23 protein-coding genes and 1 tRNA gene are annotated in these 26,334 nt (G+C 63.5%); 13 read left to right on the forward strand and 11 right to left on the reverse strand.

Annotated features, from left to right (window positions below; all coding sequences use genetic code 11):
- Nucleotides 1-201: 201 nt before the first annotated feature.
- A complete protein-coding gene (locus ACMV_RS00470; protein ID WP_011941259.1) occupies nucleotides 202-642 on the reverse strand; it encodes a GtrA family protein in 441 nt (146 codons plus the stop codon).
- Between the two features lie 188 nt (nucleotides 643-830).
- On the opposite strand from ACMV_RS00470, the gene ACMV_RS00475 reads away from it, so the two are divergent.
- The 8 genes from ACMV_RS00475 to pqqE all read left to right on the forward strand — a co-directional run bounded on the left by ACMV_RS00475 (nucleotide 831) and on the right by pqqE (nucleotide 8,016).
- Nucleotides 831-1,328, forward strand: coding sequence for a (2Fe-2S)-binding protein (locus ACMV_RS00475; RefSeq protein ID WP_007422721.1), 498 nt, complete (start codon nucleotides 831-833; stop codon nucleotides 1,326-1,328).
- A gap of 65 nt (nucleotides 1,329-1,393) precedes the next feature.
- Nucleotides 1,394-3,799 carry a xanthine dehydrogenase family protein molybdopterin-binding subunit gene (locus tag ACMV_RS00480; protein ID WP_013639177.1) on the forward strand — a complete coding sequence of 802 codons (2,406 nt, stop codon included), beginning with the start codon at nucleotides 1,394-1,396 and terminating at the stop codon, nucleotides 3,797-3,799.
- Between the two features lie 12 nt (nucleotides 3,800-3,811).
- Nucleotides 3,812-4,606 (forward strand): FAD binding domain-containing protein, encoded by a 795-nt coding sequence (locus ACMV_RS00485; protein WP_007422719.1) that lies wholly within the window; start codon nucleotides 3,812-3,814, stop codon nucleotides 4,604-4,606.
- Nucleotides 4,607-4,828: 222 nt separating this feature from the next.
- Nucleotides 4,829-4,906, forward strand: coding sequence for a pyrroloquinoline quinone precursor peptide PqqA (gene pqqA, locus ACMV_RS21940; protein WP_013639178.1), 78 nt, complete (start codon nucleotides 4,829-4,831; stop codon nucleotides 4,904-4,906).
- A 59-nt stretch (nucleotides 4,907-4,965) separates the two neighbouring features.
- Entirely contained in the window at nucleotides 4,966-5,889 is a 924-nt protein-coding gene (gene pqqB / locus ACMV_RS00495; RefSeq protein WP_013639179.1) for a pyrroloquinoline quinone biosynthesis protein PqqB, read from the forward strand.
- Complete coding sequence (gene pqqC / locus ACMV_RS00500; RefSeq protein ID WP_007422717.1) at nucleotides 5,886-6,626, forward strand: pyrroloquinoline-quinone synthase PqqC; 741 nt, start codon at nucleotides 5,886-5,888, stop codon at nucleotides 6,624-6,626. The genes pqqB and pqqC overlap by 4 nt, the downstream gene beginning before the upstream one ends.
- Before the next feature lie 17 nt (nucleotides 6,627-6,643).
- Nucleotides 6,644-6,898 (forward strand): pyrroloquinoline quinone biosynthesis peptide chaperone PqqD, encoded by a 255-nt coding sequence (gene pqqD / locus ACMV_RS00505; protein ID WP_231844449.1) that lies wholly within the window; start codon nucleotides 6,644-6,646, stop codon nucleotides 6,896-6,898.
- The gene (pqqE, locus tag ACMV_RS00510) at nucleotides 6,895-8,016 is read left to right on the forward strand and encodes a pyrroloquinoline quinone biosynthesis protein PqqE (protein ID WP_011941263.1); all 1,122 of its coding nucleotides are present in this window, start codon (nucleotides 6,895-6,897) and stop codon (nucleotides 8,014-8,016) included. Before pqqD ends, pqqE begins: the two co-directional genes overlap by 4 nt.
- Here the strand turns inward: pqqE and rlmB are convergent.
- Nucleotides 7,998-8,828 (reverse strand): 23S rRNA (guanosine(2251)-2'-O)-methyltransferase RlmB, encoded by an 831-nt coding sequence (gene rlmB, locus ACMV_RS00515; RefSeq protein WP_007422714.1) that lies wholly within the window; start codon nucleotides 8,826-8,828, stop codon nucleotides 7,998-8,000. The two genes, pqqE and rlmB, sit on opposite strands and share 19 nt — an antisense overlap.
- A gap of 65 nt (nucleotides 8,829-8,893) precedes the next feature.
- Here rlmB and ACMV_RS00520 point away from each other — a divergent pair.
- Both ACMV_RS00520 and ACMV_RS20655 read left to right on the forward strand, forming a co-directional pair.
- Nucleotides 8,894-8,979, forward strand: a tRNA-Tyr gene (locus ACMV_RS00520).
- 256 nt (nucleotides 8,980-9,235) lie between these two features.
- Nucleotides 9,236-9,796, forward strand: coding sequence for a hypothetical protein (locus tag ACMV_RS20655; RefSeq protein WP_172637317.1), 561 nt, complete (start codon nucleotides 9,236-9,238; stop codon nucleotides 9,794-9,796).
- A gap of 76 nt (nucleotides 9,797-9,872) precedes the next feature.
- On the opposite strand, the gene ACMV_RS00525 is transcribed toward ACMV_RS20655, so the two are convergent.
- Nucleotides 9,873-12,959, reverse strand: coding sequence for an AsmA family protein (locus ACMV_RS00525; RefSeq protein ID WP_231844450.1), 3,087 nt, complete (start codon nucleotides 12,957-12,959; stop codon nucleotides 9,873-9,875).
- A gap of 13 nt (nucleotides 12,960-12,972) precedes the next feature.
- Nucleotides 12,973-13,584 (reverse strand): bifunctional nicotinamidase/pyrazinamidase, encoded by a 612-nt coding sequence (gene pncA, locus ACMV_RS00530; RefSeq protein ID WP_011941267.1) that lies wholly within the window; start codon nucleotides 13,582-13,584, stop codon nucleotides 12,973-12,975.
- 129 nt (nucleotides 13,585-13,713) lie between these two features.
- On the opposite strand from pncA, the gene ACMV_RS00535 reads away from it, so the two are divergent.
- Together ACMV_RS00535 and ACMV_RS00540 are read left to right on the forward strand one after the other, a co-directional pair.
- Nucleotides 13,714-14,466: an SDR family oxidoreductase gene (locus ACMV_RS00535; RefSeq protein WP_007422711.1), complete on the forward strand. Its 753-nt coding sequence runs from the start codon at nucleotides 13,714-13,716 to the stop codon at nucleotides 14,464-14,466.
- 11 nt (nucleotides 14,467-14,477) lie between these two features.
- Nucleotides 14,478-16,259 (forward strand): IlvD/Edd family dehydratase, encoded by a 1,782-nt coding sequence (locus ACMV_RS00540; RefSeq protein WP_013639181.1) that lies wholly within the window; start codon nucleotides 14,478-14,480, stop codon nucleotides 16,257-16,259.
- 54 nt (nucleotides 16,260-16,313) lie between these two features.
- On the opposite strand, the gene ACMV_RS00545 is transcribed toward ACMV_RS00540, so the two are convergent.
- From ACMV_RS00545 to ACMV_RS00565, 5 genes are all read right to left on the reverse strand, one after another.
- Nucleotides 16,314-17,108 (reverse strand): YiiX/YebB-like N1pC/P60 family cysteine hydrolase, encoded by a 795-nt coding sequence (locus ACMV_RS00545; protein ID WP_013639182.1) that lies wholly within the window; start codon nucleotides 17,106-17,108, stop codon nucleotides 16,314-16,316.
- A gap of 132 nt (nucleotides 17,109-17,240) precedes the next feature.
- The gene (gene cueR, locus ACMV_RS00550; protein WP_007422708.1) at nucleotides 17,241-17,654 is read right to left on the reverse strand and encodes a Cu(I)-responsive transcriptional regulator; all 414 of its coding nucleotides are present in this window, start codon (nucleotides 17,652-17,654) and stop codon (nucleotides 17,241-17,243) included.
- A 24-nt stretch (nucleotides 17,655-17,678) separates the two neighbouring features.
- The gene (locus ACMV_RS00555) at nucleotides 17,679-20,741 is read right to left on the reverse strand and encodes an efflux RND transporter permease subunit (RefSeq protein ID WP_013639183.1); all 3,063 of its coding nucleotides are present in this window, start codon (nucleotides 20,739-20,741) and stop codon (nucleotides 17,679-17,681) included.
- A gap of 9 nt (nucleotides 20,742-20,750) precedes the next feature.
- A complete protein-coding gene (locus ACMV_RS00560) occupies nucleotides 20,751-21,935 on the reverse strand; it encodes an efflux RND transporter periplasmic adaptor subunit (protein WP_011941270.1) in 1,185 nt (394 codons plus the stop codon).
- Nucleotides 21,932-23,455 (reverse strand): efflux transporter outer membrane subunit, encoded by a 1,524-nt coding sequence (locus tag ACMV_RS00565; RefSeq protein ID WP_013639184.1) that lies wholly within the window; start codon nucleotides 23,453-23,455, stop codon nucleotides 21,932-21,934. The genes ACMV_RS00560 and ACMV_RS00565 overlap by 4 nt, the downstream gene beginning before the upstream one ends.
- 152 nt (nucleotides 23,456-23,607) lie before the next feature.
- Here ACMV_RS00565 and ACMV_RS00570 point away from each other — a divergent pair, with 152 nt between their 5' ends.
- Nucleotides 23,608-24,336: a TetR/AcrR family transcriptional regulator gene (locus ACMV_RS00570; RefSeq protein ID WP_013639185.1), complete on the forward strand. Its 729-nt coding sequence runs from the start codon at nucleotides 23,608-23,610 to the stop codon at nucleotides 24,334-24,336.
- Here ACMV_RS00570 and ACMV_RS00575 read toward each other — a convergent pair.
- Nucleotides 24,292-25,161 (reverse strand): PaaX family transcriptional regulator C-terminal domain-containing protein, encoded by an 870-nt coding sequence (locus tag ACMV_RS00575; protein WP_011941273.1) that lies wholly within the window; start codon nucleotides 25,159-25,161, stop codon nucleotides 24,292-24,294. The genes ACMV_RS00570 and ACMV_RS00575 overlap by 45 nt on opposite strands.
- Before the next feature lie 206 nt (nucleotides 25,162-25,367).
- Nucleotides 25,368-26,249 (reverse strand): IS5 family transposase, encoded by an 882-nt coding sequence (locus tag ACMV_RS00580; protein WP_013639186.1) that lies wholly within the window; start codon nucleotides 26,247-26,249, stop codon nucleotides 25,368-25,370.
- Nucleotides 26,250-26,334: the final 85 nt, after the last annotated feature.

Genomic DNA, 26,334 nt, shown 5'->3' on the forward strand with positions numbered 1-26,334 from the left:
TGAGAACGGTCGCGGCATCCGCGACCAGGAGAAATGCGATTCCGCTACTCGGGCCGAGGTGCGGACGGAATCGGTGCGCCCGCTTGACCGGGATTGCCGCCATACGGCGGACTGGTTCGGCCAAAGGCTCGAGAATCGTCTGAGACATCCGGTTCGCCTCCACCTAGAGTTGCTTGACCGCAATCCAAGGTTGATTTTTGGTTAACCGAAAACGAGGCGGCGGGAAAGCAGAAAATTGATGAGGAAGCCCGACGCCGCCCCGGCGGCGACGGCCAACACCGGATAGTGACGCGGCAGGACAAAGCTTGCGATCAGAGCGGAATACGCGCCGCGATTGACCATGAAGCCAGCGAGGTTGACCATGAGAAAGCGCAACCACTGGGTGTGGGCCGGGCGCTGGGCGCGGGCGCGGAACGTCCACAGCCGGTGTAGCACCCAATTGCAACTGGCAGCGATCAGATAGGCTGCCATGCCGGCGCCGTAGAGGCCGAGGCTTGGGATCAGCGCATAGACGGCGGCGATATCGACCAGCAGGCCGAACACGCCGACCAGGCCGAAGCGCAGTAACTCGCCCGCCGCCGCGCGGTGGCGGGCCGGCAGTCGGTTGGTGACCAGCTCGATCGGCGAGGGCAGGGCGGGCATCGGGCAGGAGGGTTAGCAGGCCGGCGGCGGCGCGCAAGCGGAACTGTGTCAAATTCTGCCAAATTCGTGTGCCGCCGCAGGAAAGCGCGGCGGTTCTCTTGACCAATGCGGAAGAGCCCCATCATCATGTGATCAGGAAGCGGTCCGCCCTGGCGGAGGGGCGCGCGTGATCATGAACGGAGGAATCAATGCCCCAGGTTAAACTCACGGTGAACGGCAAGCCGGCGACCGCTGACGTCGAGGCGCGCACGCTGCTGGTCGAGATGCTGCGCGAGAACCTGCACCTGACCGGCACGCATGTCGGCTGCGACACGAGCCAGTGCGGTGCCTGTGTGGTCAAGGTCGACGGCAAGTCGGTCAAGTCGTGCACCATGCTCGCGGTGCAGGCGGATGGTGCTGAGGTGACCACGATCGAAGGGCTCGCGGCCGCGGACGGCACGCTGCATCCGATGCAGGAAATGTTTCGCGAGCATCATGGCCTGCAATGCGGCTTCTGCACGCCGGGCATGGTGATGAGCGCGATCGATCTTGTCGAAAGCCATCCGGAAGGTCTGACCGAACAACAGATCCGCGATGGCCTGGAAGGCAATATCTGCCGCTGCACCGGCTACCACAACATCGTCAAGGCGATCGCTGCGGCGTGGCCGCTGATGCATGGGCGGGAATTGCCGCAGGCTGCGGAGTGAGGCTCGGATCATAAAAGATACCGCGCCGGTATCGTCCGGCGCGGCAAAAATTCGGGAGATCATCCATGAACGACATGACGCAGCCGCACATCGTGAAGGGCGGCATTGGCGATTCGCCGAAGCGCGTGGAGGACCGCCGGTTTCTGTCGGGCCGCGGCCATTACACCGATGACATCAACCGCCCGGGGCAGGCCTATGCCGTGTTCCGGCGATCCGACGTGGCGCACGGCAACATCCGCTCGATTGACGCCGGCGCGGCGCGCGCGATGCCCGGCGTGGTGGCGATCTTTACCGGCGAGGATATCGCAAAGGCCGGGATCGGCGGCGTGCCCTGCGGCTGGCAGATCCATAGCAAGGACGGTTCCCCTATGGTCGAGCCGCCGCATCCGGTGCTCGCGCAGGGCAAGGTGCGGTATGTCGGCGATGCGGTCGCGATGGTGATCGCCGAGACCGTCGACCAGGCAAAGGATGCCGCCGAGGCGCTGGTGGTCAACATCGACCCGCTGCCCGCCGTCTCCAACATGGTCGCGGCGACCGCCGCGGGCGCGCCGCTGGTGCATGACGACGCCAAGGGCAATGTCTGCTTCGACTGGCATATCGGCGACAAGGACGCGGTGGATGCCGCCTTCGCCAAGGCCTTCAAGGTGGCGAAGATCGATGTGGTGAACAACCGGCTGGTGCCCAACCCGATCGAGCCGCGTGCGGCGATCGGCGATTTCGACCAGGCGACCGGCGAACACACGCTCTACACCACCAGCCAGAACCCCCATGTGATCCGCCTGCTGATGGGCGCCTTCGTGCTGCAGATTCCCGAGCACAAGCTGCGCGTCGTGGCGCCGGATGTCGGTGGCGGGTTCGGGGCGAAGATTTTCCACTATATCGAGGAAGCGGCGGTGACCTGGGCGGCCGCGCAGGTGAACCGTCCGGTGAAATGGACCTGCGAACGCAGCGAATCCTTCATCACCGACGCCCACGGCCGCGACCATATCACCCACGCCGAGCTGGCGTTGGCCGAGGACGGCGCATTCCTCGGGTTGAGAGTGAAGACGATGGCCAATCTCGGCGCCTATCTCTCGACCTTCGCGCCATCGGTCCCGACCTATCTTTCGGCGACGCTGCTTGCCGGCGTCTATACCACGCCCGCGATCTATTCCGAGGTGAAGGCGATCTTCACCAATACCGTTCCGGTCGATGCCTATCGCGGCGCCGGCCGTCCGGAGACCACGTTCCTGCTCGAACGCCTTGTCGACGTTGCGGCGAAGACGATGGGGATGGATCGTGTCGCCATCCGCCGGCGCAACTTCATCCCGCCCGATGCCTACCCCTATCAGACGCCGGTCGCACTGCAATATGACAGCGGCAATCACGAGGCGACGCTTGTCCGCTGCATGGAACTGGCCGACTGGAACGGCTTCGAGGCACGGCGCGCGGAATCGGCGAAGCGCGGCAAGCTGCGCGGCATCGGCATGTCGACCTATCTCGAGGCCTGCGGCATCGCGCCGTCTGCGGTTGCCGGTGCGCTTGGCGCCAGGGCCGGTCTTTACGAGGTCGCCAACGTCAAGGTGCACCCGACCGGATCGGTAACGCTCTATACTGGCACGCACAGCCACGGTCAGGGCCATGAGACGACTTTCGCCCAGCTCGTTGCCGACCAGCTCGGCGTGCCGTTCGAGCAGGTCGAGATCGTGCATGGCGATACCAGCAAGATCCCGTTCGGCATGGGCACCTATGGCAGCCGCTCGCTTGCCGTGGGCGGATCGGCAATCGTCAAGGCAGTCGACAAGATCATTGCCAAGGGCAAGAAGATCGCCGCTCACCTGATGGAAGCCTCGGTTGACGACATCGAATTCAAGGACGGCAAGTTCACCGTGGCCGGCACCGACAAGTCGAAAGCCTTCGGCGAGATTGCGCTGACCGCCTATGTGCCGCACAACTATCCGCATGACGAACTCGAGCCCGGCCTCGACGAGACGGCATTCTACGACCCGAAGAACTTCACCTTCCCCGGCGGGTGCCATATCTGCGAGGTGGAGGTTGATCCCGATACGGGTGTTGTCAGCTTGCTCAACTTCACTGCCGTCGATGATATCGGCCGTGTGATCAACCCGATGATCGTTCATGGCCAGGTGCATGGCGGCGTTGCTCAGGGTATCGGGCAGGCGCTGCTCGAACATGCGATCTATGACGAAGCGGGTCAGCTGCTGTCCGGTTCGCTGATGGATTATACGATGCCGCGGGCAGACAATCTCGTGAGCATCCATGTCGGCACCGAATCGACGATGTGCACGCATAACCCGCTTGGCGCGAAGGGAGTGGGCGAGGTGGGGGCAATCGGCAGTCCGCCGGCCGTCATCAATGCCGTGGTCGACGCGTTGCGTGATTACGGGGTAACGCATGTGGACATGCCGGCCACAGCGCAGAAGATCTGGTCGATCATCAATGCGGCGTCGCCGCGGATGGCCGCCGAGTAACGGAGAGAAGAGATGTACGATTTCAAGTATCAGAAACCGGCTGCCGTGGATGACGCGGTAAAGGCGCTGGCGGCCGATCCCGAGGCCAAGGCGCTCGCCGGCGGCATGACCTTCATCCCCGTGCTCAAGCAGCGCCTGGCGAAGCCGAGCGCGGTGGTGGATCTCGCAGGATTGGGGCTTTCCGGCATCCGCCGCGAAGGTAATACGCTGGTTATCAAGGCGATGACCACGCATCGCGAGGTCGCGACATCGAAAGACGTGGCCGATGCGATTCCCGCGCTCGCGCACCTGGCCAGCCATATCGGCGACCGCCAGGTCCGTTACCGCGGTACGATCGGTGGGTCGCTCGCCAACAACGATCCCTCTGCCTGCTATCCCTCGGCTGTGCTGGCGCTTGGCGCAACCATCCGCACCACGAAGCGCGAGATCGCGGCGGACGACTATTTCCAGGGCATGTTCACCACCGCGCTCGAGCCGGACGAACTGATCACCGAGGTCTCGTTCCCGATCCCCGAGAAGGCGGCTTATGAGAAGTTCCCGAACCCGGCGTCGCGCTACGCGATGGTCGGCGTGTTTGTGGCAAAGAACGCGGGCGGCGTACGGGTTGCCGTGACCGGCGCCGGGAATAATGGTGTTTTTCGCCATACCGCGATGGAGCAGGCGCTGTCGGCGCATTTCGCTCCCGACGCGATCAGCGGCGTGAAGACACCGGAAGAGGATATGAGCAGCGACATCCATGCCAGCGCCGCGTATCGGGCGCATCTTGTGGGCGTGATGGCGCGGCGGGCTGTTGCGGCCTGCGGCTAGCCGGTTCAGGTTGGTATCCGGGAAAGGGCGGCATCAAGCCGCCCTTTTTCGTGATGTAGGGATTGTGACCGTAACGCTGTCCCGTTTTGTTACAACCGGGAATGTGGCGCCCAATTCGCACTTGCGTCAGGACCGACATGTCGTATTGTCGGCATACTTCGCATGTTGCGGAGAGAAAAGCGGAAAACGCGTTTGAACCACAACGTTCCAGGAGATACATCCATGTGGACCAAGCCGAAGCTCGTCGAAATCGCCGTTGGCACCGAAATCAACTGCTACGCCTGCGCTGATCTCGACTGATCTGAACACAAGGTGCCGGAGCCGGTGCCTCGCGCCGGTTCCGGCGATCTATCAAATCCATGAAGATCATCATTCTCGGCGCCGCCGCTGGAGGCGGCTTTCCGCAGTGGAACTGTGCCTGCGGCAATTGCGCGCGGGCGCGTTGTGGCGATCCGGCAGCGAAGTCGCGGACCCAGGCCGCGCTGGCCGTCAGCGTCAACGACTCGGATTATGTGATCTTTAACGCCTCTCCGGATCTGCGCGGGCAGATCCTTGCGACCCCCGCACTTCAGCCTCGTTCCGGACTGCGCGACAGTCCCATTGCGGCAGCGGTACTGACGGGAGGGGATGTCGACTTCACGGCCGGTCTGCTCAATCTGCGCGAGGGGCATCGGTTCGGCCTGTATGCGGGCCGGCGGATTTTTGACTTGCTCGGTGACAGCCAGATTTTCCGCGTGCTGGATGCCGGCCTGGTACCGCGCCGCGAGCTTCCGGTCGATGTGCCGACGCGGCTTGCCAACGGCGTGGGGCAGGATCTCGGAATCACCGTGGAAGCCTTCGTGGTACCAGGCAAGGTGGCACTTTATGCCGAGGATGTGAGCCGCGCGGATTTCGGCTCGTCCGAGGGCGACACGATCGGGCTGCGCATTGCCGACGATCATGGCAGGGCGTTCTTCTATATCCCTAGCTGCGCCAGGGTTTCGGAGGATGTGGCAAGACGGGTGCGCGGTGCGGCGCTCGTGCTGTTCGACGGCACGCTTTGGCACGACAATGAAATGATCGAGGCTGGTCTGATGCCCAAGACAGGTGCGCGGATGGGGCATATCAGCGTCAGCGGGCCTGAGGGATCGATCGCTGCGTTCGCCGGGCTCGATGTCGCGCGGAAGGTGTTTGTTCATGTCAATAACAGCAATCCGATGATTCTTGACGACACGCCGGAGCGCGCCGAGGCGGAGCGCGCAGGGTGGATCGTGGCCCATGACGGGATGGAGATCGTGCTATGACGGTGCTGATGAGTCCGGACGAACTGGAAGCCGCGCTCCGCGCAGTGGGTGCGGCGCGGTACCACAACCGCCATCCGTTCCATCAGCTCCTGCACGGCGGGAAACTGGATAAGCGGCAGGTTCAGGCTTGGGCGCTCAATCGCTACTGTTATCAGGCGGCGATTCCGATCAAGGATGCCACGCTGATCGCCCGCACTGATGATTCCGAGTTGCGCCGGATCTGGCGCCAGCGCCTTGTCGATCACGACGGCACGCAACCGGGAGAGGGCGGCATCGTCCGCTGGCTGGCTCTCGCCGAGGGGCTGGGACTCGATCGCGACATGGTCATCAGCGAGCGCCGTGCCCTCCCGGCGACGCGGTTCGCCGTGCGCGCCTATGTCGATTTCGTGCGCGACCGCTCGTTGCTGGAGGCCGTGGCGTCGTCGCTGACGGAAATGTTCTCGCCGACGATCATTTCCGAGCGCGTTTCCGGCATGCTTGCCAATTACGACTTCATCACGAGGGAAACGCTGGCCTACTTCAATGCGCGTCTCGACCAGGCGCCGCGCGACGCCGATTTCGCGCTCGACTACGTCAAGCGCCATGCCCGCACGCCGGAGCAGCAGCAGGCGGCCATCGCGGCGCTGACATTCAAGTGCGATGTGCTCTGGGCGCAACTCGACGCGCTGCACCATGCCTATGTCAGCCCGGGGCTGATCCCGCCCGGGGCGTTCGGCCATGATGGTATCTGGTCGTGACACTCACTGCTGACAGCGTGCCGCATCTGCCGCGGCACGTCAGGTTTCGCTTCGATGCAGCACGCAACTGCCACGTCCTGCTCGCCCCCGAGATGGTCATCATGCCGGATGCGATTGCGGTAGCGATTCTCGATGCGGTTGATGGCATAGCCAGCGTCGGCGCGATCGCCGATACGCTTGCCGCGCGCTATGAGGCGCCGCGCGAGGCGGTGCTGGCGGATTGCATCGAGATGCTTAACGATCTCGCGAGGAAAGGGATGATCGCGTCATGAACGATCTCGCACCCGCCACGGTGAATGCAACACGGCATGCACCCGCGCCGCCGCTCGCGATGCTGATGGAACTCACGCATCGTTGTCCGCTCAAATGCCCGTATTGCTCGAACCCGCTCGCCATGGACCGCGCGCGCGACGAGATGAGCACCGAAACATGGAAGCGCGTGATTAGCGAGGCGGCGGCGCTTGGCGCGCTGCAAGGGCATTTCTCGGGTGGCGAACCCATGGTGCGGGACGATCTGGTGGAGCTGGTCCGCCATGCGCATCGCGAGGGACTTTATACCAATCTGATCACCTCGGCGGTGCTGCTCGACAAGCGCCGGATGGATGAACTGGCCGAGGCCGGACTGGATCATGTGCAAATCAGCTTCCAGGGATCCGAGACTGCGTTAGCTGACCATATCGCAGGGTTGAGACATGCACATGTGAAGAAGCTCGCCGCGGCGCGGCTGGTGCGGGGCGCAGGCCTGGCCCTGACGGTGAACGCCGTGATGCACCGGCGCAACCTGCACCAGTTGCCGGCGATGCTCGACCTTGCGGTCGAGGCCGGGGCGCAGCGGATAGAGGTCGCGCATGTACAGTACTACGGCTGGGCGTTGAAGAACCGCGCGGCCCTGATTCCGACCCGTGCGCAGCTCGACGAGGCGACGCGCATCGTCGAGGTCGCGCGTCAGAAGCTCGAAGGCGTGCTGAACATCGACTATGTCGTGCCCGACTATTACGCATCTCGCCCCAAGGCCTGCATGGGCGGCTGGGCGCGGCGGTTCTTCAATGTGACGCCGTCGGGAAAGGTGCTGCCGTGTCATGCTGCGGAAACCATCGGTCATCTGCATTTCGACACGGTTCAGGAGAAGTCGCTTGCCGAGATCTGGGCGCATTCCGAGGCGTTCAACGTCTATCGCGGCACGGAGTGGATGCCCGAGCCATGCAAGGGCTGCGATCGCGCGGAGATCGACTGGGGTGGATGCCGCTGCCAAGCGCTGGCCCTGACGGGTGATGCCGCGGCAACGGACCCTGCCTGCGGCCTCTCGCCGCATCACGCGATGATGAAGGAACTCGCTGTAGCGGAAAGCGCAGCGGGTGCCGAGGATTTCGCCTACCGGATGATTTCGTAGAGCGCCACGGCCGCGGCTGCTGACACATTAAGGCTTTCCATTCCGCCCGGCATCGGCAGCGAGACAAGTTCGTCGCAGGTTTCGCGGGTCAGGCGGCGCAGCCCTTCGCCCTCGGCCCCGAGCACCAGGGCGGCACGACGGTTGCCGATCGCGTCGCGCGACAGATGCGACAATCCTGCCGCATCGAGCCCCATGACCCACAGACCCGCCGCCTTTAGCGCGATCAGCGCCCGAGCGATGTTCACTGTGCGTAGCAGCGGTATCCGTTCCAGCGCGCCGGAAGCTGCCTTGGCGAGTGCACCGCCCTCCTCTGGGGCATTGCGTTCCTGCGCAATGACCATTGCCGCGCCGAAGGCCTGGGCTGAGCGCAGGATCGCCCCGACATTGCGCGGGTCGGTGATCTGATCGAGCACGAGAACCGGGCCCGGACGTTTGAGTGCGTCGTTCAGCGATGGCGGCACCAGGGGATCGGCCTGCAGGGCAACGCCCTGATGCACGATACCGCGGCCAAGCATCTGGTCGAGTCGATCGCGCTCGATCCGCTCGGGTTGAATCGGCCATGGATGCGGTAGGCGCCCGGCGAGTGCGGCTTCGCCTTCCTCGGTAACAACGAGGCGGCGCAGCCTGCGGGCGGGATTCGCAAGCGCCGCCTCGACGGAATGCAATCCATAGAGCCAAAGCCCACCGGCGGATGATGCGGGTCGCCGGTCACGCGGCGCATCGCCTTGTGACCGCCTGTGAGGATGCGGGCCGCGAGGAAGTTTGTGGCGGCCACCGTTGCCAGCCTTTCCGTGAGAGTCGCGCTTGTCCATGGCGGCTCTCTAGCCTGCGACCACCGATGTTGACAACGCCGGCGCGATCGAAGATTACGGGCGGCGGAGAGGTGCCCGAGTGGCTAAAGGGGGCGGACTGTAATTCCGCTGGCGCACGCCTACGTTGGTTCGAATCCAACCCTCTCCACCATCTCCCGATGAACTGAACCGGATGGATGCCTTGCAGCTTGCATGGCAAATCGTTCAGTCGTCAATTGTATGCGCGGAAACCCATATATTTCTGGGGTAAAATATCAATCATTATGAAATATAATCGTCAAAAATATTTCATAGTGATTGTATTCGATGCGTAATAAAAAATAATTCTGAAAAATTCTTCAACAAATTGAATAATCGGAGTTACTCTACGACGCTATAACGCGTTCGCCTTTCGAGGGGAGCTGCGGATGTCTGAGATTCTTGATCCTCGATACTACAGGCTCGTCGCGCCGGTTAACGTATGGGTATGCATAGGCCGGGCACGAGCGGAGCGCTCCGGCGGGCGTGCGGGGGCCATGCATCCAATCTACCTGGCTGCGGGCCTGTTGCCCGGCGATGAACTCGTTGAATACTGGCGTGAGGCCTTCGTGGTCTTCGCCGAGGGGATGGAGCGCTGGCCCGTTCAGTTTGAAACCCCTTTCGATCGCGATGAGGGCATCCGCAATCAACCGACTGTTGGAAAATCGGTTCCGGAGGGAATCCGGCAGTTTTGTCTGCGACCGTTGCCAGGGGGCCCGCGTCACCGGGCACAGGAGCAGGCCCCCGCCGATCAGAACCGGCACCCGGTGCAGGCAAGTCGCGTGGTGCGGCTAGATCCCGACGTGGAAGGTAATCAAGCCCGCATGTTTCGAAGCCCGGTAATGGCGACCCAGTATCTTGCCGGTACGCTGCTGGGCCTCCGTCTGACCCGGCAGTTTCGGCCAGACGTTGCCCACCATGCTCCCAAACGGTGGCTTGCCGCATCATGACCGGCACTGTTCCGGCTCACGACCACAGTCGTTGAGACATGACGGCGTCAACTACGGGTAATGATCCGGGCGATGGTCAATGCGTCGCCGAACTGGTCTCCGTGGTGGCGAGCATATCGTGGATCCAGCTAATCGCGGCAGCCACATCGATGCGGCTGCCGGGGTGTGCGGCAGGGCCGGCGATGGTCATGGAAAGGCTTGGCACGGTCTTGGCCTGAGAGACGGCAGGGCGGGCAGCCAGAGTCAGGTTCAGGTGGTCCTGCGCGAGATTGAGGTCGCCAGCCGCGGCCAGCTCGCCGGCCGGGCCACTGAGGGCGGCATGGTCGAGCCGCACTGTGCGCTGGCCAATCGTCGCCGTCAGATCAAGCAGATTGAAGGTGGTCGTTCCCTTGCCAAGCAAACCGCGAAGAGCGTGGGCCGTCGCGATCGGACCAACCGGATGCGGCGCCTGGATGGCTGCGCCGAGTGTCTGTCCGACGCCGGCAAGATCAAGCCCTGAGATCGTGATGCCGTGACTCGACGCGGTGAGACTGCCTGCGAGCGAGCGCTGCCATGCCCGCCCGGAATCGCCCTGGGCCATGAGATTGGCACCGAGATCGACCGTGCCTCCGGAGAGCGGAAGCGCAAGGCCGTGGGTGGCAGCGATTGACGCAACGGCTGAGGCCCGTGCCCCGGTCAGGCTGGCCTGCAGGCTGAGCGTGGCCGGCGTGCTTCCCGCCGCGCCGGTGAGGATCGCGCGGCCCGAAAGCCTGCCGCCAACGACTTCCGCGCGGTTTAGCGTGACCGCGATGCGTGGCGCCAGCTTTCCCTGGTCGAGGGCAAGGCTGAACGACGCGTGCCGTGCCACCGTTTCGCCAAACCGTTCGACCCGTGCCGCGCTGAGGATGGGGAAATTGACGCGTAACCCGCTGCCAAGGGCGGCTCTGGCAGCTCCCTCCAATGCCGGCGGGGCGGGAACCGCCAGCGTATCGGCGGCAATTCTCCCGGAGATCTGTGGAGGACCGTCGGCCAGATCGGCGTTGATCCTGCCTGAAATCGTCAGCGCGCCGAGCGAGGCAACGAAATCGGAGAGGCCCATGTGGCCACCCACGAAGAAACCGGCAGCGCGTAGACTGGCCGACCCAGGGCCGGGCCAGCCGAGTCCGGCATGTTCGCCGAGCAGGTTGGCGCCGCCGAGGCTGCGTATCAACGCCACAGCATTCGGTGCCCGAAGCGTGATCGGACCTGCTGCGGAACGATTCGTGAGGTCGATCACCGGCGCGGCAGCGGCGTGAAGTGAGGCGAGACGGAGAGCCCACGTCGTCGCCAGCGCCTGCTCGGCGCCATCGGCAGCGATCGCAAGCGAAAAAGGTTGACGGAGCGCCTGGTGCGTTGCCCAGCGGTCCGGCAGACCGAGAATGCGTGCGAGTGCCGTCATTGTGTTCTGTGCGTCCGGCCCGGCCAGAAACAATCGGGCGCCGATCACATCGCCGTTGGCTTTGCGCAGTCCACGACCGAGGAGCAGCCCCCGGCCGAGATGCGCGCTGGCGAGGCGGATATGAACGCCTCCTCCGATGGCAGCATCGTGCAGGCTGGCGTCGACAAGCAGGTCGGTGGCTTCGATTTCAGGCTTTGCGCCTTTTGTGGCGGCAGGAACCGCGAGTTGACGCGCAGTGATCTGCACCGAGCCATCATAGCGTGGCTTTGCGCTCGAAAGGGCAACGGCCAGATGATCGAGCAGCAGATGATCGAGTGTCAGACGGGTCAGATCAAGACGAGCAACTATATGGGCCCGATCGCCTGCGGGGGTGATACGCGCGGCGCCAGTAAAGGCGGGGATCGCGGCGGTCGCGGCTTCCTTGCCCTGCAGATCATCGAGGCTGATCGTGCCGTCTGGTCCCAGGGTCATCCGTCCGTCAACATCGAGCGGACCGGCCCTGGCCGGCCATGACGGCAGGAACGGCAGCAGCGGCCGAAGTGCCGCCACTGTCGCCGCGGGATCGGGGGCGCGAAGGCTGAAATGTCCCGCTGCTGCCGGGCCGAGGGCGCCGGCGAAGCCGAGTTCGGCGTTACCGGGTAGTGTGGCTGTCAACGACTGGGCGCGCAGCGACCGGTCGTCTGCGAGGACCAAAGCGTTGGCTTTGGCGATCGGCACGCCGGCAACGGTGCCCGAAACGTCGAGGTTGGCGGCTACCGGCACGACGGAGCGTATCCGGGCGAGCAGGGCGGCGGCGATTCCGAGGTCGAGCCCATCGCCTTTCGCGGTGATTCGCAGCAGTGGCGCCGGGACGAGGGCCAATGCGCCCTGACCTTCCACCTGAGCCGAGCCGAATTGCGCGGAGACGTTCTCGAACGCGGCCAGGTGCCCGGTTGCCGCAAGCTGGCCGGTGACGTGCAGCGGAGCCGATGATTTCTGCAGTTCGGGCAGAAGCTCCGAAACGGCCTTCTTGTCCGCCGCTATATCGATAACGCCTTCGAGACGGCTATCGTGGCCGAGCGCGCCGTGGAAGGAGAGAGTGGTGAGGGCATCCTTGCCAAGTTTGAGTTCCGCCGTCATCGGGGCGGGGCCATCACTGCCGGTATCATCGACCCTGAGCGCGATCGCGGCCGGGGTTTTGCCGAGCATCGTGGTGCCGCTGGCGGAAATCACGGCCTGCGGGCCGCCGGTGAAGATCGAAAGGTTGGCGTGGTCGAGGCGCAGCGGGCCGATCCTGAAGGTGCCGTCATGCAGCGTCGCGTGCAGAGACCCGAGCCACGGCGGCGGTGCGAGGGCCTCCGCGCCGCCGGGCAGGGGCCAGGGCAGGGTAATGTATGGGTGTTGCAGGGCGAGGCGGGTTGCGCGAAGCCGGCCAAGCAGGAGGGGGCCCGGAGCGAGATCGAGTTTCAGGACGGCTGTCGTTACCTGCGCGCCATGCGGTCCGCCAATGATGACGTTCTCGGCGACCAGTTGGGGATCCGGCAGCAGAGATAGCGTGATCGGCCCCTCGATATAAACCGGCCGGCCGACAACTCCGCTCGCCAGTCGCTCGATCGCGCCTCGATGATAATCGCCGGAGATCAGCCTGGGCCCGTAAAGCGCGGCAGCGCCGATCAGCATGGCAAGACCCAGCAAACCGGCAATGAGAGTGGCACGCCTGCGCGAGGCCCTCTGCCTAGTCCGCTGCTGCTCGCCGTCGCCGGTCATGAAGCCGCTGGTATCAGACCGCGGCGATCCGCGCCACGCCTGCCGCGGTCATCGCCTGCCACGCTGCCGCCAGCGATCCATCCAGATCGATGCCCCGGCAGGCCGGCTCGATCACACGTGCTTCCAGACCGAAGCGCCTCGCATCCTGTGCCGACCAGGCGACACAATAGTCAGTCGCGAGGCCGCAGAGATCGACCCGCTCGATGCCGCGGGCGGCGAGCCAGCCGTCGAGACCCGTGCGGGTTGTCCGATCGGCTTCCAGGAAGGCGGAATAGGAATCGATCAGGCGATTCAATCCCTTGCGCTGGATCACTGCGGCATGGGGAATATGGAGGTCGCGGTGCAGCGCTGCGCCGGGGCTGTCCATCACGCAGTGATCCGGCCAGAGCACCTGCGTTCCGTAGACGAGGGGTATGGTTTCGAACGGAGACCGTCCCGGATGCTGGCTGGCGAAGGAGACATGGTCGGCCGGGTGCCAGTCCTGCGTGATGACGACCGTCTGGTAGTGCCGCGCAAGAGCGTTGATCACCGGCACCACCACGTCGCCATTCGGTACGGCAAGGGCACCTCCGGCGCAAAAATCTGTCTGGACATCGATGACGAGAAGCGCGGTGCGGCTGTCCATATCGTGAAGATAGTCCGCATCGGACCGGCGAGATAGGGGGGCGGACGGTTGCCGAAGATGTCCGTTATCGGTAATAATCACAGTTGTTGCCTGCGACGCGGGCGGCGGCGCAGGAGAGGCAGCGACAAGATGGCACATTTCGGGCGAGTAGCGGGAAAGACCGCGCTGGTGAGCGCCGCGGGGCAGGGTATCGGCCGCGCGATTGCCGAGGCGCTGATACGCGAAGGGGCACAGGTGATCGCGACCGATCGTGATCCGAAGCTACTCGACGGGCTGACTGGTGCCGAGACCGTGCAGCTGGACGTGCTGGAGGATACCTCAATCAGAGCGCTTGCGTCCTCGCTGGGCAAGATTCACATTCTGGTGAATGCCGCAGGTTTTGTCGCGCACGGCTCCGTGCTGGAGTGTTCCGAGCGCGATTGGGCCTTTTCCTTCGATCTAAACGTTACCGCCATGTTCCACATGATCCGTGCCTTTCTGCCGGGGATGCTGGAGGGCGGCGGAGGATCGATCATCAACGTCGCTTCGGCCGCCGGGTCCATCAAGGGTGTACCAAACCGTTTTGCCTATGGCGCGTCGAAGGCCGCCGTTGTCGGGCTGACCAAATCGGTCGCGGCGGATTACGTGACGCAGGGCGTGCGCTGCAATGCCATCTGCCCCGGTACGGTGGAGAGCCCGTCACTGCGCGGACGTATCGCGGCCCTTGCCGCGGCTCGCAAAGTCGATGAAGCCGTTATCGAGGCCGAATTCATCGCCCGCCAGCCCATGGGGCGGCTCGGCATGCCGGAGGAGATCGCTTCTCTCGCGCTTTATCTCGCATCCGACGAGTCCCGATTTACCACAGGCGTCGCCCATGTGATCGACGGCGGCTGGTCGAACTGAAGGAACCCGCCATGAGCAGTACCCCGAAACGTCTCCGCTCCACCCAATGGTTCGATAACCCGGATAATCCCGGCATGACGGCGCTCTATCTCGAGCGCTACCTCAATTACGGGCTGACGCGCGAGGAACTGCAATCCGGCAAGCCGATCATCGGCATCGCGCAGACCGGCAGTGACCTGTCGCCCTGCAACCGGCATCATCTCGAACTCGCCAAGCGCGTGTCGGATGGAATCCGTGCCGCGGGCGGCGTGCCGATCGAGTTTCCGGTGCACCCGATCCAGGAAACCGGCAAGCGGCCGACTGCGGCGCTCGACCGCAATCTTGCCTATCTCGGACTGGTCGAGGTGCTCTACGGCTACCCGCTGGACGGCGTGGTGCTCACCACCGGCTGCGACAAGACCACGCCGGCGATGCTGATGGGGGCGGCAACGGTGGATCTGCCGTCCATCGTGCTGTCTGGCGGGCCGATGCTGGATGGGCATTTCGAGGGCGAACTGGTGGGCTCCGGCACCGTCGTGTGGGAAGCGCGGCGGCGGCTCGCTGCTGGCCAGCTCGACTACGACAAGTTCATCGACATGGTGGCCGGCTCGGCGCCAAGCGTTGGCCATTGCAACACGATGGGCACGGCATCCTCGATGAACGCGATGGCCGAGGCCCTTGGCATGTCGCTGCCCGGCTGCGCCGCCATCCCGGGGCCCTACCGCGAACGCGCGCAGATCGCCTACGAGACCGGCAAGCGGATTGTCGCGATGGTCCACGAGGATTTGCGGCCGTCGAAGATCCTGACGCGCAAGGCGTTCGAAAACGCGATCGTCTGCGCCTCGGCGATCGGTGCCTCGACAAACTGCCCGCCGCACGTCATCGCCATCGCACGGCATATCGGCGTCGAACTCGACATCAAGGACTGGGACCGGATCGGCTACGAGATTCCGCTTCTGGTCAACATGATGCCGGCGGGCAAGTATCTTGGCGAGTCCTACTACCGTGCGGGCGGGCTGCCGGCGGTGATCGGCGAGCTGATCCGCCAGGGCAAATTCCACGCCGACGCACTGACCGTGAGCGGCCGCAGCATGGGCGAGGAGAACGCCGGGAAGCGCAGCATTGATGCCGACGTGATCCGCAGCTTCGACGATGCGCTGGCCGAACATGCCGGCTTCGCCGTGCTGAGCGGCAACCTGTTTTCCAGCGCGATCATGAAGACCTCAGTGATTTCAGAGGAATTCCGTGACCGCTACATGCGCCGGCCCGGTGATGAGGACGCTTTCGAGGGACGCGCGATCGTCTTCGAGGGGCCGGAGGATTATCACCACCGGATCAACGATCCCACGCTGAACATCGATGAAAACTGCATCCTGGTGATCCGCAATTGCGGACCCATCGGCTATCCGGGTTCGGCCGAAGTGGTGAACATGCTGCCGCCGGACGCACTGGTGCGTCAGGGCGTGAACCAGTTGCCCTGCATTGGTGATGGCCGGCAGTCCGGCACTTCGGGAAGCCCCTCGATCCTGAATGCCTCGCCGGAATCGGCGGTGGGCGGCGGCCTTGCACTGCTCAAGACCGGCGATGTTATCCGCGTCGATCTCAAGGATCGCAGCGCCAACATCCTGATCGACGAGGCCGAGCTTGCGGCGCGGCGGGCGGCGTTGACCTTGCCGGACCTGGTCAACCAGACGCCCTGGCAGGAAATCCATCGCCGTTTCACCGGCCAGCTTGAAACCGGTGCTGTGCTGGAGAATGCCCCGCAATATCAGCGAGTCGCCGAGCGTTTTGGTGTGCCGCGCGACAACCACTGATCTTGACCTTGCCGCCGCCCGGAGCTGGTTCCGGGCGGCGGCAAGCCGATTTGCCTAACGCCAGAGGCGGCGGCCGGTGCCATCCGGCCCGCGGAGTGCGTCGCGCGCCGCCTCGATCGCGCCGGGGTTGCCGACGAGCGAGGGCTTCACCACCTCGAAATAGGGCGAGACATCGAAGTCGCGTGGCACGAAGAGTTGATGATCGCGCACGCGGAGAATTTCGGCGACGCAGATATCGCAATCATGTGCGTGCGAGTCGTTTGGGCCGATCATCGGCAGGATCGGATAAAGTACCGACTGGAAGGCCTGTGCGACGAGTGTCGAGCAGATCGCGCGCGTGGGGTCACCGGCGCCGAAGGCGATGAGGCGGCGGCGCAGATGCACCGGCACCGGCGGGGTCGGGATCATGTAGCGTAGAAGATCGAATACGTTCCGCAGATCGTAGCGGGCGCCGCGGCGGGATAGTGCGAAATCGATCACGCGCTGTCGTTCGCTTTCCGACAGGCCGACCGCGCGGCAGATGCGCAGATGATAATCTCTGAATGCTTCGAGCCCCACCATCCGCACGCCCTCGACCACATCGGCTTCGATAAAGCACGGTTCGGGAGGCGTATCCGGCAGGCGCCGCCGCAGGCCGACATAAAGCGCGACGTGCGACCAGGTGGACTGGGTCAGATACTTGATGGCGATGCTGAACCGGCTGTGACCCTCTACCAGCACCACGTCGGCGGGTTGGAGACAGGCAACAAGCTGGCCGATATCCGTTGCCGGGGCGATGGCGTGGCCGTGCGTGGGAGCGGACAGAAAGCGTGCAAGCCGGGTACCGATCCAGCCGGCAACGCGGTTCATCAGTGGCGCTGACCTTGCGCGCCGTATCGCGCCATGTGCGCTCCTCCCGGTGTCGTATTCCGACGGATTATCCAGAGCAAATCATAAGCCGCAGCGAAGGCTTGAATCAAAGGAAAGAATGACCGGCGGCGTTCAACTTCCGGGGTTTGCCAGTTCTTCGAGAATGGGGCAGTCCGGCCTGTCACTGCCATGGCAGCTTTCAACGAGGCGCCTCAGCTCCGCGCTCATGGAATGTAGCGCCGCTGCTTTCGCCTCGAGTTCGGCGATATGGGCAACGGCGATGGCCTTCACGTCGCGAGAGGGGCGGTTACGGTCGCGCCAGAGCGAAAGCAATGCCCGGATATCGACGATGGCAAAGCCGAGGTCACGGGCGCGGTGAATGAAGCGCAACTCGTGCACCAACCGCTCATCGTAAAAACGGTAATTGTTGGCTTCGCCGCGCAGCGGCGGCGTGATCAGGCCGATCCGTTCGTAATGGCGGATCATCTTGGCCGAAACGCCGCTCCGCGCCGCGGCCTCGCCGATCGTGATCTCCGTCCGGGTCATGCTGCCGCCTCACGCTACATGAGGTCAGCCATGGCTGACCTCATCCTCCGTACGATGCTTCTGACCTACCACCATATAAACCGCGGGCAGCACGAACAACGTGAAAAGTGTGCCTATCGAAAGGCCTGCGGCGATCACCATGCCCATGTTGAACCGGGCGGCCGCGCCGGCGCCGCTGGCGATGATCAGCGGCAGTACGCCCAGCACCATGGCTGCCGTGGTCATCAGGATCGGCCGCAGCCGGATGCCGACCGCGTGCTCGATCGCCTCGCGCTTGGTCATGCCGGCGAGTTGCGCTTCGTTCGCGACCTCGACGATCAGGATGCCGTGCTTGCTGATCAGTCCCATCAGCGTGACCAGACCCACCTCGGTATAGATGTTCAGGCTGAGCCCGAAGCCGAGATAGATAAAGATCAACGCGCCGACGATGGCCATCGGCACCGAAACCAGAATGATGAGCGGATCGCGGAACGAATTGAACAGTGCCGCGAGCGCAAGGAAAATCACGATCACCGCGAAGCCGAATGTCGCGACGAAGCCGCCCTGTTGCTGGATGAACTGACGCATCGGGCCGCCGTAATCCACCTCGTACCCGCTCGGAAGATCCTTCGCCGCGATCTGCTGCAGTACCTTCACCGCCTCGCCGGTGGAGACGCCCGGCGCTGCGACACCCTGGATCGTTGCGGCGTTCAACTGCTGAAAGTGGTTGACGGATTCCGGGATGACCTCATTGCGGATGGTTGCGATCGCGCCAAGCGGGATCGGGACGCCGTTGATGTTGGCGACCGGATAGTCGAGCAACTGTGACACGTTCAGCCGGCTTGCCTGGGTGACCTGCGGGATCACCTTGTAAGAGCGGTTGTCGAGGCTGAAATAATTCACGTAAAGCCCGCCAAGCGCCTGTGCCATCGCGGCGCCAACCTGACTCATGTCGAGCCCGAGAGTGGCCGCCTTGGCACGGTTGATCACGACGGTGGCCTGCGGTTGATCGATCTTCAGGTCGCTTTGCAGGAAGATGAACTTGCCGGTTTTCAGCGCTCCGGCCAGCACTTTCTGCGCCACGCCGTTGAGGGCGCTGAACGGATCGGTCGTCTTGATCACGAACTGCACCGGCAGACCCTGCGAGCCAGGAAGCGGTGGGGGCTGGAATGCGACAATCTGTTGGCCGGCGACACCCTCTGCCGCCTGCTTCTGGATTTCGTTCTGCAATGCAGTTGCCGACTTCGTCCGTTCCGTCCAGGGTTTGAGGACCATGCCGGCGATCGCGAAGGTCGGCGTTTCGAACTGGAAGGTATGGCCGACCGACTTGTGCGACATCATCAGCCGGTTCAACTCCCGGTCCCAGAGCAGCTTCTGCTGGAGGGTGGCGTTCGGCGCCGAGGTCGAGGAGAGGATCACCACGCCCTGGTCTTCCTGCGGCGCGAGTTCGCTCTTCGCCCCGGCGGCGAGGAAATAGATGCTGCCGAGCACGATGGCGCCGAAGACGAGCGTGACCGGCAGGGTGCGCAGACTGCTGCGAAGCATCCGCATGTAGCGCCGATGCACCGTGTTGAAGAGTTTGTCGATGAAGTGAACGAGGCGGGCTTCCCAGTCGGTGCCGTCGCGCGGAATGTGATGCAGCAGGCGGGAGGAGAGCATCGGCGAGAGGGTGAGCGCGATGATCGCCGACACCGTCACCGCCGAGACCAGGGTAAAGGCGAACTCGGTGAACAGGGCGCCGGTCAGACCGGACTGGAAGCCGATCGGCACATAGACCGCGGCGAGAACGACGGTCATCGCAATGATCGGATTGGCGAGTTCGGCGGCGGCGTTGATCGCGGCGTGCAGTTTCGTTTCGCCGTTGTCGAGATGGCGGTTGACGTTCTCGACAACGATGATCGCATCGTCCACCACGAGGCCGATTGCCAGCACGAGGGCCAGCAGCGTCAGCAGATTGATCGAGAAGCCGAGCATCAGCATTGCCGCGAATGTGCCGATCAGCGAAAGCGGGATCGCGATCACGGGGATAAACACCGATCGCGGCGTGCCAAGGAAGGCGAAAACCACGAGCACGACAATCAGTAGAGCCTCGATCAGTGCCGCGACCACCTCATGGATCGAGGCGTTCACGAAGGCCGCCGAGTTGTAGACAATCGCGCCGTCGAGCCCTGCCGGCAACTGCTTCTGGATTTCCGGGAAGCGCTTCTCGACGCCGCTGATTACCGAGAGCAGGTTGGCGGCGGGTGCGACCTGGATGCCGATATAGACACCCGGCTTGCCGTCGAAGGCGACTTCGGCATCATAGCTGTCGGAGCCGAGCTTCACCCGCGCCACATCGCCGAGCCGCACGATTGCGCCACCCGACTGCTTGACGATCAGACGGCGGAACGCGGCGGCGCTGTGCAGCGAGGTCGATGCCGTCAGCGTATCCTGGGTCATCGTGCCCTTGGTGTTGCCAAGCGCGCTGATAAAATCGTTGCCGGCAAGCGCGTCGTAGACATTGGTCGCGGTCAGGCCATAGGCCGCGAGCTTCGCGGGCTCCAGCCAGATCCGCATCGCAAAGTTCTGCGCGCCAAGAATCTCCGCCGTCTGCACTCCCGGCACCGACTGCAACTGCGGCTGCACGACGCGGGTGAGATAGTCCGTGATCTGGTTCGGTGACAGGACGTTGCTCTTGAAGCCGATATACATGGCATCGAGCTGCTGGCCGACCTGCAGCTTGAGCTGGGGTTGCTGTGTGCCCGACGGCAACTGGTTCAAAACCGACTGGATCTGAGCCTGGATCTCGGTCAGCGCCTTGTCCGGATTGTAGTTGAGGATGAGGAAGACCTTGATCGTGCTGGTCGAGGTCTGGCTCTGCGAGGTCATGTAGTCGATGCCGTTGACCTGTGCGATCGCATGTTCGATCGGCGTCGTCACGAAGCCGGCAATGGTGTTCGGGTCGGCGCCCGGATAGGTGGTGGTGATCGTGATCGTCGCGTTCTCTGTCTTCGGATATTCGAGGACAGGAAGCCCGGCGAGCGCGCGCAGACCGAGCACGAGGATCGCGGCGCTGACCACGATCGACAGCACAGGCCGCCGGATGAATAGGGTCGTGAGATTTTTCATGGCGTGCGCTTATTCGTTCGGCACGGAGGGATTGGGCAGGTTCTGCGGCAGGATCTTGTTGTTGATCGCGACAGGTGTGCCGTTTTTCAGCTTCATCTGGCCCGCGACCACGACCTCGTCGCCCGATTTGAGGCCCTTGAGCACGGCGACCTGATCGCCGCGCGTCTGTCCCAGGGTCACGAAAACCTGTTCGGCAGACTTGTGCGTCTTGCTCCGCTTGTCGGGCTTCACGAGAAATACAGTATCGCCGTAAGGATTGTAGGCAATTGCCGTCTTCGGCAAGGTGATTTCGTTTTGCGGCGCGCCGACATCAATGCTGACCCGCGCGAACATGCCGGGTCGGAGTTCCTCATGCGGATTGGTCAGCACCGCACGGATTTGGATCATGCGCGTTGCTGTCCCGACGGCGGAATCGAGCGCCGTGATCTTTCCTTTGAACTCGATGCCGGGGAATCCGTCCACGGAAATGTCGGCCTTCATGCCCGGCCGAATCGTCCGCAATGCGGTTTGCGGCAGGTAGAAATCGACGGCGATCGGGTTGAGCTGCTCAAGCGTGGCGATGGTTGTGCCAGCGGCGAGGAACTCACCGATATCGACGGCGCGAATGCCGATTCTGCCGGAGAATGGCGCGTAAATCCTTTTCTCCTGCATCAGCGCCTTCTGGCTGCGCACCTGCGCTTCGGCGCTGGCGAGATTGGCCCGGTCAGTATCGACAGTCTGCGCGCTCACCGCCCGTGCCTGATACTGGGCGAGATCACGCCGATAGGTGATCGCGTCGAGTTTTGCCGTCGCTTCCAGCTGTGCGAGCACGGCATCGTCGTTGTTCGGACGAAGGGTGAGCAGGAGCTGGCCTTTGTTCACGTCCTGGCCCGATCTGAAGTCGATCGTGTTGACGATGCCAGCGACCTGTGCCGAGAGAGCGGCTCCCTGAAGCGCCACGAGGCTGCCGGTGGCCGTCTCGGTATTCTGGAACGGTGTTTCCTTCGCGACCATGGTCGCGACCGTCTGCGGCGGGTTCTTCAGCGTGGCGATAAATTTCGCGATCATCACGTCGCGGAACGCGCCGAAGCCGAAGATCGCGCCGAGCACGAGGGCCGCAAGCACGAGCATCACGATCATGCGCAGCAGGATCGAGGGTTTCTTCGTCTTGTGCTCGGGTGTTTCGCTGGCGGTTCCGGGGGCGGGCGCCGTCATGGCAATACTCCACAGCAGGTTTCGACTTGCTTCTTCACGTCATGCCGGTGCCACCAGCCGCCACCGAGAGCCTGGAACAGCGCCGCCGTATCGGCATAGCGCTGGGCAGTGGCCTTGATGCGGGTAATGACGGCCGATTCGTAGGTTTGCTCGGCGGTCAGCACCGAGGTGTAGGGCACGCCGCCGAGGCGGAACTGACGCTCGATGAGATTGAGGCTGCGCTGCGCGTCGTGCTCGGCCGCAGTGTCCGCCGCAAGCGCGATGGCGTCGTAATGCAGGGCTTCCAGTGCGTCCGCCACGTTCTGGAAGGCGAGTACGACCGTGTTCTCATAGGTCTCGGCAGCTGCCTTCATGGTCGCAACAGCGGCGCGGCGCTTGTAGAACAGCGTGCCACCCTCGAAGAAGGGCTGGGTGATGCCGGCGGCAAGATTCCACAACAGGGTCTGCGGAGCGAACAGGGCCTGGCCGTCCAGCGCTTCATGGCCGATGCCGGCGGAAAGGGTGATTTGCGGCAGCATGTTCGCGGTGGCGACGCCGACCTGCGCCGTGTCCTGGTGCAAGACCGCTGCCGCCTCGCGAATGTCTGGGCGCTGGCGTACCAGCGCGGAGGGGAGGCTCACCGGCAGGCTTTCCGGCAGCGCGAGATCGGCCAGGGTGAAATCGGCTGCGTGGAAGCGGCTCGGAGGAACTCCTTCATAGGCTGCGAGCTGGTCCCGTGTCTGCGCGAGCTGCTTGCGCAGAGGCGGTAGTGTTGCTTCTGTCTGGGCCAGCTGGGTGCGTTGGGTGATCGCGTTGGTTTCGGGAATGCCTCCAAGCGCCACCTGACGGTCGAGAATGTCGAGCAGTCCTTTCTCCGCGCGGATGATCCGCTCCGTCGCCTCGATCTGGGCGGTCAGCGAAGCTTCGGTAACCGAGGCGGTGACGATGTTGGCAGTGAGCGAGAGATAGGTAGCCTCAAGTGCGAATCGCTGCTGTTCGGCCTGAGCATGCAGGCTTTCGACTTGCCTCCGTGTGCCGCCAAACACGTCGGGCGCATAGGATACCGCGACGGAGGCGTTCCGCAGCGAATAGGTGAGGCCGGCGCCGGCAGAGCCGAGGCTCGTCGTTCCCAGTCCGCTGCGCACTCGTTCGGCCTGGAAACTTCCAGAGATTGAAGGGAAAAACCCGCCTTCGGCCGCTCGGGCGGTGTCGCGTGCGGCCAGCAGGGTGTATTGGGCCGATTCCAGGCTCGGATTGTTCCCCAGAGCCTTGCGGATCAGCGCATCGAGTGGTTTCGAATGGTAGAGCGTCCACCACTCGCCAGCGATTTTCTGGCCGATCACGAGATGCTGCGCAGTTCCTCCTGCGCCGGAGGTCGAAGCCGTGCTGTTGGGCAGTCGGCTTGTGGTGTAGCTATGCAGCTTCGGGGCCGCGGGCTGGTGATAGTTCGGGCCGACCGCGCAACCCGCGAGCAGCGTGGTGCCGAGCAGAACCGTTGCCAGCCGGACGCGGCGATGAAGTAGGATATCGGAAAAGTTCATGATATGCAGTACCTGGCGTGCCTGAACTGAACGCGGACAGAACCGCCAGCCTGCACGCGGGAGCCTCCTCAGTGGACAAGTGGAAACTACAGAGTTTTCTGCCGATGCGTCAAGATATCGAAAAGAGGCCGATTTAATATTGAAATTCATGAATGTTCCTGCGATGGGAGAAGAAGGCGAGGAACTGGCTGATGGGTATTGTCACACGAGTTTGCCGCCGGCGCGACGCCGCAGATGCGGCGCGGCAACGGCGCGACGCGCTGATCGAGACGGCGGAACGGGTGTTCCTTCGCAAGGGGTATCATGCCGCGACGATGGACGATATTGCCGCCGAGGCCGGCATGTCGAAGCGAACGCTTTATCAGCTTGTGGACTCCAAGGAAGACCTGTTCACCGCTCTGCTCGAGCGCCGCCGTCGCCCTCTTGATGTTTCCGGCATTGAGACCGAGGGGCGGCCGGTGGACGACGTATTGAACGATATGCTCCGCTTGTGGGCGCACCACGTGTTGAGCCCGTCGATTATCGCACTTGCCCGGCTGATCATGGCGGAATACATGCATGGCCGGACGCTCTCCCGCCTGCTGGATCGGGAGGGAGCAAAGCCGTGCCGTGATGCGCTGCGGGATTATTTTTCCGCCAGTGCCGCCAGCGGATCCCTCGCCATCGACGATCCCGAAGAGGCGGCACACATGCTTTACGGGATGGCGATCGGTAATATCCACATCGAAATGCTTTTGGGCGTCGGAAAGGCCCGTAGCCGTGCCGAAATCGATGCCCGGATTGCCCGTGCTGTCGGCTTGTTCCTCGGTGGGGCCAGGCCAAGCGGGCGGGTGGGATCAGACGTGCCCGCGCAGGTCCGCGAAACGATGGCGCAGAGTTGAATCTGCCGTCGGTAGCGCGCCTGTCTCGGTCGCGCCGTTATGGCTCAGCCAGAGCTCCGATGCATCGAGTAGCGCCTCGTAGAGTTGGGCACAGAGTCGGCGCGCCCCGTCGCCGGCCCACTCTTCCGGTAGGAAAGTAGCCGGCAGACGCGGGTCCCGCAGCACAATCCGCCGGTAGTCATGGATCAACAGCAGCCGGGCCAGCAGCGCATCGCGCGGATCGAAAGCCGGGGCGTCGGCCGTAAGCCCGCCGAAAATGGCAAGAAATCCCTTGTAGTGATCGCACAAGGCATCCAGTCGCCAGGCTCGCGCCGCCAGTCGGCGCAGTGATTCCGGGCCGCCGGTTGCTCGAAGAACGATGCTCCCAGCTTCGAGCGAGCGTGGCAACGGCCGGTCCGGCGCGAGCAGTATGCCTTGCCATGAGGCAAAGCCGAGTCGGTTGAACCGCTCGCGTGCAGGTTCCCGGCCCGGTCCTGGCTCGGGGAGGGCGATGATCAGGCTCCGAGCTGCTGTGCCACGAGGCCGACCGTAGATATGTCGCGCGGCGCGGATGAACTCACCGCGGCGTGACGGGCCGATCCGGTAGTAACTCGAACGGCCACGGCGGCTCGCCACCAGCCAGCCATCAGCGGCAAGCCTGGAGATAGCGGTACGTATTACACCCGGGCCAATGCCAAGGGACTCGAACAGGTCGAGTATGGTAGCGAGAGCAATGGCGCTGCCGCGTGGTAGCAGAGCATCCCCGAACAGCGTTACGATAAGCGATCCGGTATGGGAGGGTTGCTCATGCAATCGGGCCACAAGAGCGGCGACATGATGATTCATGGTCGGATAAGACCTTAATCCGCCCAGCTTCGCCAGTGCTGCGTTAACCGAACCGTGACAATGGCCAAGACGACCTGCTCCCCCGATTGTTGCCGACCAAAGGTAGAGTCTTGTTCCTTCATGATGGTTGTTTGAGGTGAATGCAACGCGTCTGGGGGCATGCATCCAAATACGTTGGCCGATGATCTCGGCGGGGGCCTTTCCGCCTAGTTTCGAGTACGGCCTCCGGTATTGTAGCCGTGTTGCCAGACAACGAGGAAGAGCCATGCGGTGGCGCTGGTAACGGTGGCTTCGAAATCCTTTGCGAGGCGCCGACATCTGCTGAGCCAGGCGAAGGTTCTCTCTATCACCCAGCGTCGCGGCAGGAGCACGAACCCGCTGGCGGCGTCCGAGCGCTTGACGATCTGTATGGTCCATTTGCCGATTTTGGTGAGGCGTCCCTTGAGTTTGGGACCGGCATAGCCGCCATCGGCAAACACAGGCCGCAACCAGGGATATAGGGATTTGACGGATTTGAGCACGTCGGGCGCCCCATCCCGGTCCTGTATGCCGGCATGGTGAACGACGGCGCCGACGAGGTGGCCGATTGTATCCGTGATGATGTGGCGCTTGCGCCCCTTGATCTTCTTTCCGGCATCGAACCCGCGCGGCCCGCCGGCTTCGGTGGTCTTGACCGACTGACTGTCGATCACACCGGCTGTGGGCGACGGCCCGCGTCCGGCCACTTCCCGCGCCTGCATGACCAGGACGTGATTGATACGATCGAGGGTGCCATCGCGACAGAAGCGGTAGAAATAGCCCTGCACGGTGGTGAACGGTGCGAATTCCTTCGGGATCTGCCACCTCCGGCGGCATTCCACCTGCTCCGCAGGCGGAACCTTGAGCCGCCTCCGCCACTGGCAGCCGGTCGCCAGCATGTAGAAAATGGCCTCCATAATCCGCCGCAGCGCCACCGTTCGAGGCCGACCTCGATGCGGCGGCAAGGGCATGAACGGCTTGATCAAGGCCCATTCGGCATCGGTAAGGTCGCTTGCGTAGCGCAATCCGGCCCGGCAATATCGTTGCCGAGCGATTTCAGTCCGGGTCATCGTCGTCTCCGTCCGTCTTCGCAAACGAACTGAACCACAACCTACTGAAATTGTTCAACTATCTTTTGCGGTCCGGCTCTTATAG

Origin of the sequence: Acidiphilium multivorum AIU301, assembly GCF_000202835.1 — a bacterium.
Lineage (GTDB): Bacteria > Pseudomonadota > Alphaproteobacteria > Acetobacterales > Acetobacteraceae > Acidiphilium > Acidiphilium multivorum.

Excerpts from the sequence above, each read along its gene's own strand:
- ACMV_RS00535 (WP_007422711.1), top strand. The coding sequence starts at position 13,714 with ATGGCACATTTCGGGCGAGTAGCGGGAAAGACCGCGCTGGTGAGCGCC.
- ACMV_RS00540 (WP_013639181.1), top strand. The coding sequence starts at position 14,478 with ATGAGCAGTACCCCGAAACGTCTCCGCTCCACCCAATGGTTCGATAAC.
- pqqC (WP_007422717.1), top strand. The coding sequence starts at position 5,886 with ATGACGGTGCTGATGAGTCCGGACGAACTGGAAGCCGCGCTCCGCGCA.
- ACMV_RS00575 (WP_011941273.1), bottom strand. The coding sequence starts at position 25,161 with ATGAATCATCATGTCGCCGCTCTTGTGGCCCGATTGCATGAGCAACCC.
- pncA (WP_011941267.1), bottom strand. The coding sequence starts at position 13,584 with ATGGACAGCCGCACCGCGCTTCTCGTCATCGATGTCCAGACAGATTTT.
- ACMV_RS00485 (WP_007422719.1), top strand. The coding sequence starts at position 3,812 with ATGTACGATTTCAAGTATCAGAAACCGGCTGCCGTGGATGACGCGGTA.
- ACMV_RS00525 (WP_231844450.1), bottom strand. The coding sequence starts at position 12,959 with ATGACCGGCGACGGCGAGCAGCAGCGGACTAGGCAGAGGGCCTCGCGC.
- ACMV_RS00480 (WP_013639177.1), top strand. The coding sequence starts at position 1,394 with ATGAACGACATGACGCAGCCGCACATCGTGAAGGGCGGCATTGGCGAT.
- pqqA (WP_013639178.1), top strand. The coding sequence starts at position 4,829 with ATGTGGACCAAGCCGAAGCTCGTCGAAATCGCCGTTGGCACCGAAATC.
- ACMV_RS00560 (WP_011941270.1), bottom strand. The coding sequence starts at position 21,935 with ATGACGGCGCCCGCCCCCGGAACCGCCAGCGAAACACCCGAGCACAAG.
- cueR (WP_007422708.1), bottom strand. The coding sequence starts at position 17,654 with ATGACCCGGACGGAGATCACGATCGGCGAGGCCGCGGCGCGGAGCGGC.
- ACMV_RS00475 (WP_007422721.1), top strand. The coding sequence starts at position 831 with ATGCCCCAGGTTAAACTCACGGTGAACGGCAAGCCGGCGACCGCTGAC.
- pqqE (WP_011941263.1), top strand. The coding sequence starts at position 6,895 with ATGAACGATCTCGCACCCGCCACGGTGAATGCAACACGGCATGCACCC.
- ACMV_RS00555 (WP_013639183.1), bottom strand. The coding sequence starts at position 20,741 with ATGAAAAATCTCACGACCCTATTCATCCGGCGGCCTGTGCTGTCGATC.
- rlmB (WP_007422714.1), bottom strand. The coding sequence starts at position 8,828 with ATGGACAAGCGCGACTCTCACGGAAAGGCTGGCAACGGTGGCCGCCAC.
- ACMV_RS00565 (WP_013639184.1), bottom strand. The coding sequence starts at position 23,455 with ATGAACTTTTCCGATATCCTACTTCATCGCCGCGTCCGGCTGGCAACG.
- ACMV_RS20655 (WP_172637317.1), top strand. The coding sequence starts at position 9,236 with ATGTCTGAGATTCTTGATCCTCGATACTACAGGCTCGTCGCGCCGGTT.
- ACMV_RS00580 (WP_013639186.1), bottom strand. The coding sequence starts at position 26,249 with ATGACCCGGACTGAAATCGCTCGGCAACGATATTGCCGGGCCGGATTG.
- ACMV_RS00545 (WP_013639182.1), bottom strand. The coding sequence starts at position 17,108 with ATGAACCGCGTTGCCGGCTGGATCGGTACCCGGCTTGCACGCTTTCTG.
- ACMV_RS00570 (WP_013639185.1), top strand. The coding sequence starts at position 23,608 with ATGTTCCTGCGATGGGAGAAGAAGGCGAGGAACTGGCTGATGGGTATT.
- pqqB (WP_013639179.1), top strand. The coding sequence starts at position 4,966 with ATGAAGATCATCATTCTCGGCGCCGCCGCTGGAGGCGGCTTTCCGCAG.
- ACMV_RS00470 (WP_011941259.1), bottom strand. The coding sequence starts at position 642 with ATGCCCGCCCTGCCCTCGCCGATCGAGCTGGTCACCAACCGACTGCCG.